We start from the raw sequence: 13,397 nt of genomic DNA, 5'->3' as shown, positions 1-13,397 counted from the left end.
TCTCCGCAGCTCACGCCACCGGCGGCAGGCGATCGAGCAGCTTGTCGAGCGTGATCGGATAGTTGCGCACCCGCACGCCTGTCGCGTTGTAGACCGCGTTGGCCACGGCGGCGGCAACGCCGCACATGCCGAGTTCGCCCACGCCCTTGGCCTTCATCGGCGAAGAGATCGGGTCGGTCTCGTCCAGGAAGATCACCTCCTGGTGCGGAATGTCGGCGTGCACCGGCACCTCGTAGCCCGCCAGGTCGTGGTTGACGAAGAAGCCGTGCCGCTTGTCGAGCGCCAGCTCTTCCATCAGCGCGCCGCCGACGCCCATCGTCATCGCGCCGATCACCTGGCTGCGGGCCGACTTGGGATTCAGGATGCGGCCGGCGGCGCAAACCGCGAGCATGCGGCGCACGCGTATCTCGCCGGTGGCGGCATCGACGCCCACCTCCACGAAATGCGCGCCGAAAGTGGACTGCTGGTACTTCTTGTCGAGGTCGCCGTACTCGATGCCGTCCTCGGCCACCAGGCCGTTCGCGCCCGCCGCTTCTGCAATTGGCACCACGCGTTCGCCGGACCTCACCATGCCGTCTGAAAATTCCGCGCCCGCCGCGGTGAAGCCCAACTTGCTTGCCACGGCTTCGCGCAGCTTCATGCACGCCGCATAGACGCCCGACGTCGAGTTGTTGGCCCCCCACTGCCCGCCGGAACCGGCCGAAACGGGATACGCCGAATCGCCCAGGCGCACGAGCACCTTGTCGAGCGGCAGCCCCATCGTCTCGGCCGCGGTCTGCGCAATGATGGTGTACGAGCCGGTGCCGATGTCGGTCATGTCGGTTTCCACCGTGACCATGCCCCGGTTGTCCAGGCGCACGCGCGCGGCCGACTTCGCCAACAGGTTGTTGCGAAACGCGGCGGCCACGCCCATTCCCAGGAGCCAGCGTCCGTCGCGCTGCCGTCCCGGTGCCGCGTTGCGCTTGCTCCAGCCGAAGCGCTCGGCGCCGGTACGAAGGCACTCGATGAGCTTGCGCTGCGAATAGGGGCGCTCCGGCTTCTCGGGATCCACCTGCGTGTCGTTGACCACGCGAAACTCGACCGGGTCGATGCCGAGCTTCTCGGCCATCTCGTCCATGGCAATCTCCAGCGCCATCATGCCCGGCGCCTCGCCGGGCGCGCGCATGGCGTTGCCCTCGGGCAGGTCGAGCACGGCGAGCCGCGTGGTGGTCAGCCGGTTGGCTCCGGCATACAGCAGCCGGGTCTGGTTGACCGCCGTTTCCGCCTGTCCACCCGGCAGGTCGCCGGACCAGCCCTCGTGGGCGATGGCGGCGATCTTGCCGTCCCTGGCGGCGCCGATGCGGATGCGCTGGATGGTCGCCGGCCGGTGCGTGGTGTTGTTCATCATCAATGGTCGCTGCAAGGCCACCTTCACGGGCCGCTTGGCCGCCCGCGCGCCCAGCGCGGCAAGCACTGCGTCCGCGCGCACGAACAGCTTGCCGCCAAAGCCGCCACCGATGAAAGGCGAGACCAGGCGGACGTTCGTCTTGGGAATGCCCAGCGTCTTGGCCACGTCGCCGACGCCCCAGGCGATCATCTGGTTGGATGTCCAGAGGGTGAGCTTGTCGCCCTTCCATTGCGCAATGGATGCATGCGGTTCCATCATCGCGTGCGATTCGTCGGGCGTGGTGTAGCTCGCGTCGATCTGCACGGCGGCCGCGGCGAATGCGCCGGGGAAATCTCCCGTCTTGGTTTCCGGCTCGCCGGAAAACGGATTGGCCTTGGGCAGTTGCGCCGCATCCTTTTCGGCGGCCAGGTCGAAGCGGCCCGGTGCGCGCGTGTAGGCGATGCGCACCAGCTGCGCCGCGGCACGCGCCTGCTCGAAGGTATTGGCAACCACCAGCGCCACTGCCTGGTGGTAGTGGTCGATCTCGGGCCCGCCCAGCAGCTTGGCCGTGTTGAAGTCGCCCTTGCCCAGCTTGCCCGCGTTGCGCGCGGTGACGATGGCCAGGACGCCCGGTGCTGCGCGCGCGGCATTCAGGTCCATCGAGGCGATGCGGCCTTTCGCGATGCCGGCGCCCACCACGTACCCGTAGGCGGCGTTGGGCACTTCGGTGTGGCGTTCATAGGCGTAGCGTGCGGTGCCGGTGGTTTTCTGCGGCCCGTCGATGCGGTCGGTCGGCTTGCCGATGATCTTGAGCTGGTCGATGGGGTTGGTCGTGGCGGGTGTGTCGAATTTCATGATGTTCAGCTCCTCGCTTGCACCAGGGCCGCGGCCAGCGCGCGCTCGGCCAGTGGCAACTTGAATGCGTTCTCGTGCGTCGGCTGCGCGCCGGCCAGCAGCTGCGCCGCCACGGCCTTCGCGCCCTGCGGCATCGCGGCCTCGGCAGCCTCGACGCGCCACGGCTTGTGCGCCACGCCGCCGAGGGCCACGCGGCCCGAGCCATCGCGCTGCACGATCGCGGCGACGGAAACGAGAGCGAACGCATACGAGGCGCGGTCCCGTACCTTGCGGTAGATCTGCGTGCCGCCGATGGGCCTTGGCAGCGTGACGCTGGTGATCAGCTCGTCCCGCTCCAGTGCCGTCTCGATGTGCGGCGTGTCGCCCGGCAGGCGATGGAAATCGGCAATCGGGATCACGCGCGTGCGGCCATCGGGGCGCACCGTCTCGACCGCTGCGTCGAGCACGCGCATCGCCACCGCCATGTCGCTCGGATGCGTCGCAATGCAGGTCTTGCTCGTGCCGATCACCGCATGCTGGCGGGTAACCCCGCCGATGGCACTGCAGCCGCTGCCGGGCTGGCGCTTGTTGCAGGGCTGGTCGGTGTCATAGAAGTAGGGGCAGCGCGTGCGCTGCAACAGGTTGCCCGCCGTCGTCGCCTTGTTGCGCAACTGACCCGAAGCGCCGGCCAGCAGCGCGCGCGAGAGCACGCCGTAGTCGCGGCGCACGCGCTCATCGGCGGCCAGGTCGGTATTGCGCACCATGGCACCGATGCGCAGGCCGCCTTCGGACGTGGGTTCGATCTTGTCCAGCGCCAGGCCGTTCACGTCGACCAGGTGCGTGGGCGCCTCGATCTGCAGCTTCATCAGGTCCAGCAGGTTGGTGCCGCCCGCAATGAACTTGGCACCCGGGCTCCGCGCGACAGCCGCCGCAGCCTGCGCAGGAGATTGCGCGCGCTCATAGGTAAATGGCTTCATGTCCGGCTCCCCGCCACTTCGGTGATGGCATCGACGATGTTGGAGTAGGCACCGCAGCGACAGATGTTGCCGCTCATGCGCTCGCGCAGTTCGTCGGCCGACAGCAGCGGCCGCACGGTGAGGTCGGCGCTCACGTGGCTCGGTACCCCGCGCTTGATTTCGTCCAGCACGCCCACCGCCGAGCAGATCTGCCCAGGCGTGCAATAGCCGCACTGGTAGCCGTCATGCTTGACGAATGCGGCCTGCAGCGGGTGCATCTTCTGCGGCGTGCCGAGCCCTTCGATGGTGGTGACCTGCCCGCCGTCATGCATGACGGCGAGCGTCAGGCAGGCGTTGATCCGCCTTCCGTCGGCAATGACGGTGCAGGCGCCGCACTGGCCGTGGTCGCAGCCCTTCTTGGTGCCGGTCAGGTGCAGGTGTTCGCGCAGCGCATCCAGCAAGGTCGTTCGCGTATCGAGCTCCAGCGAATGAACCTGGCCGTTGACGTTCAGCGTCAGCTTTGCGCGCGGTATCGGCATGGCCGAGGCCGCAGGCGCTGCCGCGGCGGGCGCCGAAGAGGAAACCGCCGCGGCGGTGGCGGCTCCGACGATGAGTGCGTCGCGCCGCGAGATCAAGGGGGTCGTGGGACTGTCCATGTCAGCTCCTGTTGTTCGAAGTTCGGGCTAGTCGTGGGAGGGAAAGCTCCGCCTGGAAGCGGGCGCCCTGATCGCCATTTTTCTAGAGCTGCGCGGCGATTGATAGAGCATTCCGCTCGTTTTCTTGCCCGATCCGCTGAGTCCGCAATGGGCTGCGGACCAAAGTTCTCACGCGAGATTCGCCAGCCCTTGCTCGCGCCCATCGATACCCCTGGCTCCCCCGCGCAACACGCCGATATCGCGCTTGGGCGGGGCGCCGAACATGCGGCTGTATTCGCGGCTGAACTGGGAGGGACTTTCGTAGCCGACCCTGAAGGCCGCACTGGCCGCATCCAGGTGCTCGTTCAGCATCAGCCGTTTGGCTTCGTTCAGTCGCAGCCACTTCTGGTACTGCAGCGGGCTCATCGCGGTGAGCTGCCGAAAGTGATGGTGAAACGTCGGTGCGCTCATCTGCACGCGGACCGCGAGTTCATCGACGCGAAGCGGCAGGGCGTAGTTCAGCGTGAGCCAGTCGATGGCCCTTGCAATCCGATGGCCTTGTCCGTCCACCGAGGCGATCTGCCGCAGCTTGCCCGCTTGATCGCTCCCCAGAAGCCGGTAGTGAATTTCCCGATGGATCATCGGCGCGAGAACGGGAATGGCCGCGGGCTCGTCCAGCAACTCCAGAAGGCGCGCGATGGGCGCCAGCAGCGCAGGCGTTGCTGTGCCAATACCCACGCCGGCGCCCACTGAGCGATCGCGATGCGACGGAAGGCCGCCCTGCGCAATCAGCTCGGCCACCACGCGCACGTCGAGCTTCAGCACCAGGCCCAGGCAAGGCTGCTCTGGGCTTGCCACCCTCACCTCCGAATTGGCGGGCAGGTTCAACGAGGTGACGAGGAATTGCGAGGTGTCATAGGGATAGGCCTCGCCGCCGACCCACATCTGCTTGGCGCCCTGGGCGACCAGGACGATGCTCGGCTCGATCATGCAGGCGGCAGGCGGCGCGGGGCAATCGCGCCGGAAGAAGCCGAGCCCGGGGATCGGGGTTGCGAAGTCGCCCGTCCCCGGAGTGCGCGCGCCGATGATGTGCGCCATTGCTTGCTGTAGCGATGTGCATTCCGCGGCTGCGTCGGGTGGTTGTCTGGATGCCATGTTGCTCGAAGCCTCCGCGCAAGACTCTAACTCTCAAGCCAATCTCCATCCACAAAAGAGGAGCTACGCCAGAGGATCAGGCAAGAAATCCAGCGAAGTGCGCAATCCGGGCGCGAGCAGCGGCGGCTGTGTCCCTGTCTTGCCGAGCTAGCCGATCTTCGGCAGCCCGAAACCGAATCCGAAAGCCGCGCCGCTTTTCTTCTTGCCCTCTTCGGGCTCCCGCTCAGTCTTTGGCTCAGGTTCGGGTTCGGGCTCATCTCCGCGCGGGCCCACGTCGAGATCCTCGATCATCTTCTGCAGTTCGACGAGGCCGGCCGCCATCGCGGCCTTGTAGGTCTTCGTCGATCGAGACTGCTGGCCCAGCACCCGCCAACCCTCGTCTTCGAGTTCGACAAGGCGCCAGCGGTAGGCACCCTCCTTGTCTTCGACAACGGTCACGGCAATGCTTCGAAGCGATGGCATGAGCCGATGGTCGGGCATCTTTGGCCGGCGCGGTGTCGGACGCGGCGCTGCCCGGTTAGCGCACCACCTCGCTTGGCGATTTAAGCAGGCGCACCCTGCCGGGCCAAGACTTCCAACAGATTCTTCGCAGCAGCGACCCCCATGTTGACGTAGGCATCGCTCGTGACGCCTCCGATGTGCGGACTGAGTACCAGGTTCTTCTCACCTTGGAACGGATGACCCGGCGTCATGGGCTCCACCGCGAAGCTGTCGAGCCCGGCCATGGCCACGTGGCCAGATCGGATCGCCATCAACAGCGCGGCCTCGTCGATCAATCCCCCTCGCGCGGTGTTGACCACGATGACACCGGCCTTGCATCGCGCCAGCGTGTCTGCATTGAGCAGGCCGCGGTTTTCGTCGGTCAGGGGGCAGTGCAAAGAGACGACGTCGGAATCGCTCCAGATTCGTGGCAGCTCAACGCTCCGGACATAGTTCGGCAGGTTCTTGGCGAACGGATCGAAGCCAATGACCTTCATGCCCATCGCATCGGCCATGCGTGCAAATCGCAAGCCGATGGCGCCGAGCCCGATCAGTCCGATGGTTCGACCGCCCAATTCCAGGCTCTTGTGCGTTGCCTTGTCCCAATGGCCCTCGTGCATGCGCGCATTCAACTGCACCACCGACTTGGCACAGGCCAGCAGCAAGGCGAGAGCCTGTTCGGCGACCGCAGCGGCATTGGCACCAGTCGCTGCGACCACTTCGATTCCCCGTGCCTTGGCCGCAGCCTTGTCGATCGTGTCGGTGCCGCTGCCATGCTTGGAGATGACCCTGAGCGACGGCGCGGCGTCCATCACCGCGCTGCCGACCTTGCCATAGCGGACGATGATTGCCACGGGGTCATGACCGCGGCACAGCGCGACAAGATCGGCCTCCGTGGGGGTCTTGCCCGCGTACACCACGTCGTGGCCTTCAAGCAGCCTCAAGGCTTGGGGCGCCAAATCGGCGCCGGTGACGAGAATCGCGCTCACAGCGTCTCTCCCTCTTTCAGCACGCCGGCCGTGCGCAGCGCACCATCGAGCCACTTGGCAGCGGTGTCGCCTTCCTGGATGGCGGCAATGCGGGCCGCCTCGTCCTTGACCTTCTTTGCCGCCAGAGGAAGCAGCGCTTCGATCTTCTCGCGCTCGACGACGACCACGCCGTCGCCATCACCGATGATGAAATCGCCCGGGCGGACGGTCACATCTCCGACCGACACAGGGTGCCCGATGCGGCCGGCGATGCTCTTGGTGGGTCCGTTTGGATTGGTGCCGACCGAGAACACCGGATAGTCCATCTCGTCGATCTCGAGGCTGTCGCGGCATGCGCCGTCCATGACCACGCCCGCAATGCCGAGTTTCTTGCATGCGGTCATCATGATCGTGCCCATGAGTGCGGAGCTCTGGTCGGCCTTTCCGTCGATGACCAGCACGTCGCCGGGCTTGGCCATGGCGATCGCGGCATGGATCATCAGGTTGTCGCCGGGGCGAACCTCGACCGTAAAGGCGGTGCCGGCCACCTTCATGCGGGGGCGAAGCGCCTTGATGCGGCCATTCATCGCACCGCGGCGGCCGGCCACGTCGGCCAGGATGGCGGGCTGAAGTTCTGCGGCCTGCGCAACGATGGCGGCGGGAACGCGCGAGAAGTCGCGAATGATTTCGGGAAGCTGGTCGCTCATGATGGTCTTTCGGTACGTAGATGGGGAAGTTGAGGCCTGGGCTGTCGGTCAGTCCACCTTGGCCCCGGACTCCTTGACGACCTTGCCCCAGCGGCCGATGTCATCCTGGATCAGCTTGCCGAACTGCTCGGGCGTGCCGCCGAGCACCTCGACGCCCTGGCCTTCAAGCTTTTTCTTGACTTCGGGGTCCTGAAGTGCCTTGTTGAAGGCCCCGTTGAGCTTGACGACTGCGTCCTTGGGCATCGCCGCAGGCCCCGCCAGCCCGAACCATGTCACGGCTTCGAATCCCTTGTAGCCGGACTCACTCACCGTCGGCACGTTGGGCAAGTCGTTGATGCGTTGCTGCGAGGTGACCGCGATCGCGCGCATCTTGCCGCTGCGGATGTGGCCGATCAGGGTCGGGATCGAAGACATGTAGAGCTGGATCTGACCGCCGATCAGGTCGGTGGCGCCCTGCGCCGCTCCCTTGTACGGTACGTGGGTGAGCTTGATGCCGGCGATCTTCTGGAACTGCTCGACCGCGAGATGGGCGACGGTTCCGCTGCCCGAGCTGGCGTAGTTGATGGCTTCCGGTTTGGCCTTGGCCGCCACGATCAGGTCCGCGAGCGTCTTGTAGGGCGAGTCAGTCGCGACCACGAGCACGAGCGGCGAGCTTGCGACGAGGCCGATCGGCGCGAGGTCCTTGACGGGGTTGTAAGGCAGCTTCGCGTAGAGCGTCGGATTGATCGCCAGGTTGCTCGTCTGGCCGAGGACGATGGTGTAGCCGTCGGGCGTCGCCTTGGCCGCCGCATCGACGCCGAGATTGCCGCCCGAGCCTGGCTTGTTGTCGATGATCATCGTCCAGCCCTGCTGCGTGGCCACCTTGTTGGCCACCTCGCGCGCCACGGCGTCCGTGCCGCCACCTGCCGGGAAAGGAACGATCAGCTTGATCGGACGAGCGGGATAGTTTTGCGCGAATGCGGCGCAGGAGGCGAATGCCACGACCGCCACCAAGGCGGCGCGGCGAGAGGATGCGAGCTTCGAAATCTTCACGGTTGTCTCCGGTTCGTAATTGACTGTTCATCGCCCGTTCGGGGCTTGAGCGAACTGTAGTTTTGCGTTCCGGTAGATACAATGGGGGTCCACTGTGTGAACCGCGAACCATGGTACGAACCAAAGCGAGCAACAAGCCTGCGCCCCCTCCTGCTGCAGAAACCGATGCGTCCGATCCTGAGCAGCCGGGCGGCGTCACTGCCGTCACGAGGGCACTCCAGCTGCTCGAATCATTCGGCATGCAGGACCAGCGCCTGTCCCTGGCCGAGCTGACGCGCCGCAGCGGCATGCACAAGACGACAGCCTTGCGCCTGCTGCGGACCCTCGCTCTCAGCGGCTATGTGGTTCAGCGGGAGGACGGCGAATGGCGCCTGGGGCCAGCCGCGGGCTGGCTCGGTGCGCGCTATCAGGCCGCGTTCGACGTCAACAATGTCGTCGAGCCGATGCTGCTCGAATTGACGCAGGCCACTGGCGAAAGCGCAGCGTTTTACGTGCGCGAAGGAAACATCCGAACGTGCATTGCGCGCGTCGAGGGACCGCAGCCAATTCGGCACCATGCGCGGATGGGTTCGGCCCTCCCCCTCGACAAGGGTTCACCGGGCCGCGTGATCTTGGCCTTCTCGGGCGAGCCCGGCGCCATCTACGAGGAAATTCGACAGCACGGATACCACTTCTCCATCGGCGAACGCGAGGAAGGTGTGGCGACGGTCTCCGCGCCTGTGTTCGGCTTGAACTGGCGACTGCTCGGATCAGTCTGCATCTCGGGACCAGCGGAACGCTTGCCAAAGAACAAGTTGATTCGATACGCCAAGACGATCATGAAGGCCGCAAATGAGTTGTCGTATGCACTTGCTGGCAGTTCAACCCCGCAGACGCCAAGGGTGGTCTCTTCGTGGCACCCGCATTGACGTGGGACGCCATCGCCGCGGGCGAAGCGCCGCTTGGGGCCGGAGTTCAGCACTGCGTCCTGATTGGGGTATCCGCGGCGGCATGTGTTGAAGCGCTTCGCTGGGCGCGACCGAGCTAGTGCGCGTGGTGGGTCCTCCCACGAAACGCTCAGTCCAGCTTGATCGCCATTGGCTTGACAATGCTTTCCCAGAAGGCCACTTGCTCGCGGCTGAATGCAGTTACCTCGGAACCAGTCTTGAGGAAAACCTGAGCGCCGATAGTTTCGAACTTTGACTTGGCTTCCGGCGACTCAAGGGACAACTGCGCGGCATGCGCCAGGCGCGTCACCGCGGCCTCGGGTGTGCCTGCCGGAACGGCAAGCGCAAACCAGAGTGAGATGGGGACATTCTTGACCTCGAGTTCGTCGAGGGTGGGTACGGCAGGCAGTTGGGACAGCCGCTTCTCCGTGGCGACTGCGAGGATCTTGATCCGTCCGGACGCGGCGAAGGATCTCGCGGAGCCGAAGTCGACTAATGCGGCTCCGATTGTTCCAGTCGACAGGTCCGTCAGAATGTTGCCCATTCCGCGATAGGGCACGTGCTGCATCTTCGTGCCAGTCCGCGTCTGCAGCAGTTCCATCCCCACGTGCAGAGGCGATCCGACGCCGGGGGAACCGTAGCTGATCTTTCCTGGGTTGTCCTTTGAGGACTGGATGAAATCCTGAAAGTTCTTGCTTGGGCTGTCGCTAGGCACCGCCAGCACGAGCGGAATGCGCACGAGCGTGGCGACGAGTTTCAGGTCTTTTGGTGCGGCATACGCCAGCTTGCTGAAAACCAGATGCGCGGTCGTGAAGAGTGAGTTATCAATCGTCAAGACGGTGTAGCCGTCCGGCGCGGACTGGGCGACATAACCGGTCCCGATCGTACCTGCGGCGCCCGTGCGGTTGTCAACAATAACCGGCTGGTTCAGGGCGGTGGCCATCCCCGCGGACACGATCCGTGTCACCGCATCCATCCCGCCGCCCGCCGGGACCGGGACCACCCACTTGATCGGCCTGTCGGGGTATGTTGTCTGCGCCCATGTGTCCGCTCCAACCATCGCTAGGATGACGGAGCACAGGGCGGTCAACATGGTCTTCGTCAGGACACGCCGACCGGGCTGGGTCTTCGAATGGTTCAAGGTTGTCTCCTGGAGTATTTGTGGATCGAACGGTGCTCGCAGGGATCCTAATTTCGGCTACTGCCGCCACGATGGTCATTCATCAACTGGCCATTCGCGAACGGAGAAGCGCGCAGGGCTGATTCGCGGAACGCCACGCGCGCCTTGTCGAGCGCAGGCGGGCGACTTCGCATTTGGAGAACGGGAGGCTGCGCAATGGGAAGTCCTTCATCCTCGCGTCGAAACCTAGACTCGCAGGAATGGAGAGACACCAATGACCTACCTCGAACTTCCTGGCCGTATTCTTTTTCTTTGCAATGACGAGGAAAAGGTGCGAGCCCAGCTGTCCGGCACGAATCTGAGCCTCAGCGATGCGGGGCAACTGCGCAATGACATCTCGACTGACGAGATTACGCCGGGCCCATCTTTGATCTATGTCGATGAGCAGTTGGGCCGGCACGTCTACACAGGTTTTAGCGCCGGAGACACCCAACCCATCAACAAGGATGCCGCGCTCGCGGGGAAATTTTCAGTCACCGTCGGTGGTCGACGGTATGGCAAAGGCTCCTCGCGTGAGCATAGTCCAGTGGCCGAGAGATATGCGGGGATACGCTTGGTTATCGCCGAAAGCTTCGAGCGAATCTACCGCCAGAACGCTGACAACGTCGGCCTCTACACCTCAACGGATTTTGGTCTGATTGAGCGCATTCAGCGTGGCGAGCCAATCGAGATCGAAGAACTGCTTGCGCCGCGGGACAAGTTGGCGGCCTCCATCTTGCGCATGGGCGGGCTGCTCCTTTATGGGCGCGAGCACTTGAAATCGGTACGACGCAGTCACGTGTCGGAGGTCGATCACCGACCCTTGACGCTCACGCAAAAGATATTGGCGCGGAACGTGGTTGAAACCAATCACACCAGTGGCGAGCTGATTCCAGGACAAGGCGCGTTCGTCCGCGCGGACTGGCGTTACATCATCGAGGTCTATACCGGAATGGCAGCTCACATGATGCATGCCGCCTTTGGCCGGCCGTTGAAGCTCGTTGACGTCCCCTCCATCTTGGGATTCGCCGAGCACGCTTCGTATATCAATCGGCATCCCAAATACGTTCATCCAGGTAAACCGCCGGTGCGCATGAGAGTCATGCACGAAACCCACGAAGAGTTCCTGAAGGAGTATGGCATTCGTTCACACGGTTACCTGCCTGGCCCCGGCGGGTCCGAGGGCATCTGTCATCCCCTCATGGCAGAGCGATATGCGCTACCTGGCCAAGTATTGGTAGGAACTGATTCCCACACTCCTCATTCGGGAGCCCTTGGCTGTTTGGCCTTCGGAGTGGGCACAACCGACATGGCCAGCGCCATGCTGACGGGCGCAGTGCGTATCACGGTGCCCGAAACGCTACGGATTGAGTTCAATGGCGAGGTTCCGGCAGGCATCACCGGCAAGGACCTCGCCTTGAACCTGCTCGCGCATCCCAAGATTCGAGGAGGACTCGGGCTCGGAAAGGTATTCGAGTTCTCCGGCACGAGCATGCGTTATTTGTCGATCGACGAGCGGACGACCTTGACAAACATGGTGGCAGAACTCGGCGGGTTTGCTGGGATTGTCGAGCCGGACGAGAAGACCTGCGAGTTCCTGCGTGAAAGGCGCGGCATTGACTTTACGCTCGAGCCCTGGATGAAGAGTGACCCGGGCGCGAGCTATTCGGACACCATCGTTGTCGAGACAGCCCTTCTGTCCCCGATGGTTGCTGCACCGGGCGATCCCGGGAACGGCGTCCCACTGTCCAGCCTGCCCGAACGGCCGAAAATTGACATCGCCTTTGCGGGGTCATGTACCGGCGGGAAGCGAGAAGACTTCGATGCTTATCATGCCGTCTTATCTTGGGCGGCCGACCGAGGCATGAGGGTGGCCGAGGGCGTCGAGTTCTACCTTCAGTTCGGCACGATGGCGGTCCGCGACTACTGCGAGGCCAAGGGCTATTCGGAGACGTTTCAGCGGGTCGGCGCAACCGTCCTTCTGCCCGACTGCGGCGCTTGTGCCAACTCCGGCCCGGGAGCGTCGCTGAGGCCCGACCAAGTCACGGTGAGCGCGCAGAACCGCAATTTCCCCGGTCGCTCTGGTCCGGGTCAGATCTGGCTTGCCAGTCCGCCTACCGTTGCGGCAAGTGCGATCGGCGGCGAGTTGTTGTCATTTGCCGAACTCAAGTCGCGTTTCGGTGAGCAAGCCATCGCCGCGGACAAGGCAGGCCTTCCGCTGGGGAAATGACAAAGAATTTCGCTTCAGCCGGTGCGCTCGCCGGCCTCAAGGTGCTTGACCTTTCGCGCGTCGATTTGACTGACGAGAACTGACGACAAAACTATGCGCCTTCCCCTCATCTCCCTCAAGCAACGTGCCGCCGCAGCCGGCGGTGCAGTGAGCAATGGTTATTGCATGATGCCAGGCACCTTTGGTGCCGAGATATTTTCATCTCAGGGTTTCGACTGTGTCACGGTCGATCTACAACATGGATTGATTGGGTGCTCCGATGCAATTCCCATGCTTCAATTGCTTAGCCGCTTGGATGTGAGTCCTCTGGTCAGGGTGCCAGCACTGGACGAGGGAGTCATCATGCAAATGCTAGATGCCGGCGCAATGGGCGTTACCTGTCCAATGATAGAGACGAGGGAGCAAGCCGCACGCCTAGTCGAATACGCCTACTACCCTCCCCTCGGTCGCAGAAGCTTTGGGCCCACGCTGCCGCTAAGTCAGTATGGCAATGAGTACTTGAAGCAGGCAAACTCCAGCATCGCTACATTCGCGATGATCGAAACTATTCGAGGAGTTGAGAACATCGAGGCTATCACTGAAGTTGAGGGGCTGACTGGGATTTACCTGGGAACCATGGACCTAGCGATGTCTCTCGGGCGCCCAAGGGCGAAGCTGTTCGAAGATGAAGTTTTAGATGCCGCAGTGTCCTCTATCGTGAGTCACGCAAAACGCCGAGGATTGATTGTTGGCTTGCTTGCTTCAGGCGCCGGCGGCATTCGGAAGAGCATTGATTTCGGATTCAACTTCATTACCGCTGCAACCGATATTGGCGCCATGAGGTCGGACGCGGAGCGAGCAGTAAAGGACTATAAGAAGGCCCTCGAACATCCCATTCACTCGAACGCGGAAATTTGGCGGGATGAGACTTGAAACGATATCAGCACCGCATCCGTTAGCGAGTTGTTCA

At 63.6% G+C, this 13,397-nt stretch carries 12 protein-coding genes; 3 read left to right on the top strand and 9 right to left on the bottom strand.

The features are described 5' to 3' along the window. Positions 1-10 precede the first annotated feature (10 nt). From paoC to ASC78_RS05265, 8 genes are all read right to left on the bottom strand, one after another. Positions 11-2,221, bottom strand: a complete 2,211-nt coding sequence (gene paoC, locus ASC78_RS05300; RefSeq protein WP_055797480.1) for an aldehyde oxidoreductase molybdenum-binding subunit PaoC — start codon at positions 2,219-2,221, stop codon at positions 11-13. Between the two features lie 5 nt (positions 2,222-2,226). Then, positions 2,227-3,177 (bottom strand): FAD binding domain-containing protein, encoded by a 951-nt coding sequence (locus ASC78_RS05295; protein WP_055797477.1) that lies wholly within the window; start codon positions 3,175-3,177, stop codon positions 2,227-2,229. Continuing rightward, positions 3,174-3,812, bottom strand: a complete 639-nt coding sequence (gene paoA, locus ASC78_RS05290) for an aldehyde dehydrogenase iron-sulfur subunit PaoA (protein WP_055797473.1) — start codon at positions 3,810-3,812, stop codon at positions 3,174-3,176. The genes ASC78_RS05295 and paoA overlap by 4 nt, the downstream gene beginning before the upstream one ends. A gap of 168 nt (positions 3,813-3,980) precedes the next feature. Next, positions 3,981-4,946, bottom strand: a complete 966-nt coding sequence (locus ASC78_RS05285) for an AraC family transcriptional regulator (RefSeq protein ID WP_055797470.1) — start codon at positions 4,944-4,946, stop codon at positions 3,981-3,983. A gap of 147 nt (positions 4,947-5,093) precedes the next feature. Further along, the gene (locus tag ASC78_RS05280) at positions 5,094-5,408 is read right to left on the bottom strand and encodes a hypothetical protein (protein WP_055797468.1); all 315 of its coding nucleotides are present in this window, start codon (positions 5,406-5,408) and stop codon (positions 5,094-5,096) included. An 80-nt stretch (positions 5,409-5,488) separates the two neighbouring features. After that, a complete protein-coding gene (locus tag ASC78_RS05275) occupies positions 5,489-6,415 on the bottom strand; it encodes an NAD(P)-dependent oxidoreductase (RefSeq protein ID WP_055797465.1) in 927 nt (308 codons plus the stop codon). Further along, the gene (locus ASC78_RS05270; protein WP_055797461.1) at positions 6,412-7,101 is read right to left on the bottom strand and encodes an RraA family protein; all 690 of its coding nucleotides are present in this window, start codon (positions 7,099-7,101) and stop codon (positions 6,412-6,414) included. Before ASC78_RS05270 ends, ASC78_RS05275 begins: the two co-directional genes overlap by 4 nt. A 48-nt stretch (positions 7,102-7,149) precedes the next feature. Continuing rightward, complete coding sequence (locus ASC78_RS05265) at positions 7,150-8,094, bottom strand: Bug family tripartite tricarboxylate transporter substrate binding protein (RefSeq protein WP_235505001.1); 945 nt, start codon at positions 8,092-8,094, stop codon at positions 7,150-7,152. Between the two features lie 149 nt (positions 8,095-8,243). Between ASC78_RS05265 and ASC78_RS05260 the strand changes: the two genes are divergently transcribed. Next, entirely contained in the window at positions 8,244-9,041 is a 798-nt protein-coding gene (locus tag ASC78_RS05260) for an IclR family transcriptional regulator (protein WP_055797442.1), read from the top strand. 148 nt (positions 9,042-9,189) lie between these two features. On the opposite strand, the gene ASC78_RS05255 is transcribed toward ASC78_RS05260, so the two are convergent. After that, complete coding sequence (locus ASC78_RS05255; protein WP_055797438.1) at positions 9,190-10,200, bottom strand: Bug family tripartite tricarboxylate transporter substrate binding protein; 1,011 nt, start codon at positions 10,198-10,200, stop codon at positions 9,190-9,192. 253 nt (positions 10,201-10,453) lie between these two features. Between ASC78_RS05255 and ASC78_RS05250 the strand changes: the two genes are divergently transcribed. Both ASC78_RS05250 and ASC78_RS05245 read left to right on the top strand, forming a co-directional pair. After that, complete coding sequence (locus ASC78_RS05250; protein ID WP_055797436.1) at positions 10,454-12,448, top strand: aconitase family protein; 1,995 nt, start codon at positions 10,454-10,456, stop codon at positions 12,446-12,448. 93 nt (positions 12,449-12,541) lie between these two features. Beyond that, positions 12,542-13,360: an HpcH/HpaI aldolase family protein gene (locus tag ASC78_RS05245; protein ID WP_082517430.1), complete on the top strand. Its 819-nt coding sequence runs from the start codon at positions 12,542-12,544 to the stop codon at positions 13,358-13,360. Positions 13,361-13,397: the final 37 nt, after the last annotated feature.

This window comes from Variovorax sp. Root318D1 (genome assembly GCF_001424835.1).
Taxonomy (GTDB): domain Bacteria; phylum Pseudomonadota; class Gammaproteobacteria; order Burkholderiales; family Burkholderiaceae_C; genus Variovorax.
Note: the sequence above shows the minus strand (reverse complement) of the source record. Positions and strands in the feature narration are given on the sequence as shown.

What these genes read in the sequence shown, in the direction of transcription:
- ASC78_RS05250 (WP_055797436.1), top strand. Translation starts at nt 10,454, where the DNA reads ATGACCTACCTCGAACTTCCTGGCCGTATTCTTTTTCTTTGCAATGAC.
- ASC78_RS05285 (WP_055797470.1), bottom strand. Translation starts at nt 4,946, where the DNA reads ATGGCATCCAGACAACCACCCGACGCAGCCGCGGAATGCACATCGCTA.
- paoA (WP_055797473.1), bottom strand. Translation starts at nt 3,812, where the DNA reads ATGGACAGTCCCACGACCCCCTTGATCTCGCGGCGCGACGCACTCATC.
- ASC78_RS05245 (WP_082517430.1), top strand. Translation starts at nt 12,542, where the DNA reads ATGCGCCTTCCCCTCATCTCCCTCAAGCAACGTGCCGCCGCAGCCGGC.
- ASC78_RS05260 (WP_055797442.1), top strand. Translation starts at nt 8,244, where the DNA reads ATGGTACGAACCAAAGCGAGCAACAAGCCTGCGCCCCCTCCTGCTGCA.
- paoC (WP_055797480.1), bottom strand. Translation starts at nt 2,221, where the DNA reads ATGAAATTCGACACACCCGCCACGACCAACCCCATCGACCAGCTCAAG.
- ASC78_RS05295 (WP_055797477.1), bottom strand. Translation starts at nt 3,177, where the DNA reads ATGAAGCCATTTACCTATGAGCGCGCGCAATCTCCTGCGCAGGCTGCG.
- ASC78_RS05270 (WP_055797461.1), bottom strand. Translation starts at nt 7,101, where the DNA reads ATGAGCGACCAGCTTCCCGAAATCATTCGCGACTTCTCGCGCGTTCCC.
- ASC78_RS05280 (WP_055797468.1), bottom strand. Translation starts at nt 5,408, where the DNA reads ATGCCATCGCTTCGAAGCATTGCCGTGACCGTTGTCGAAGACAAGGAG.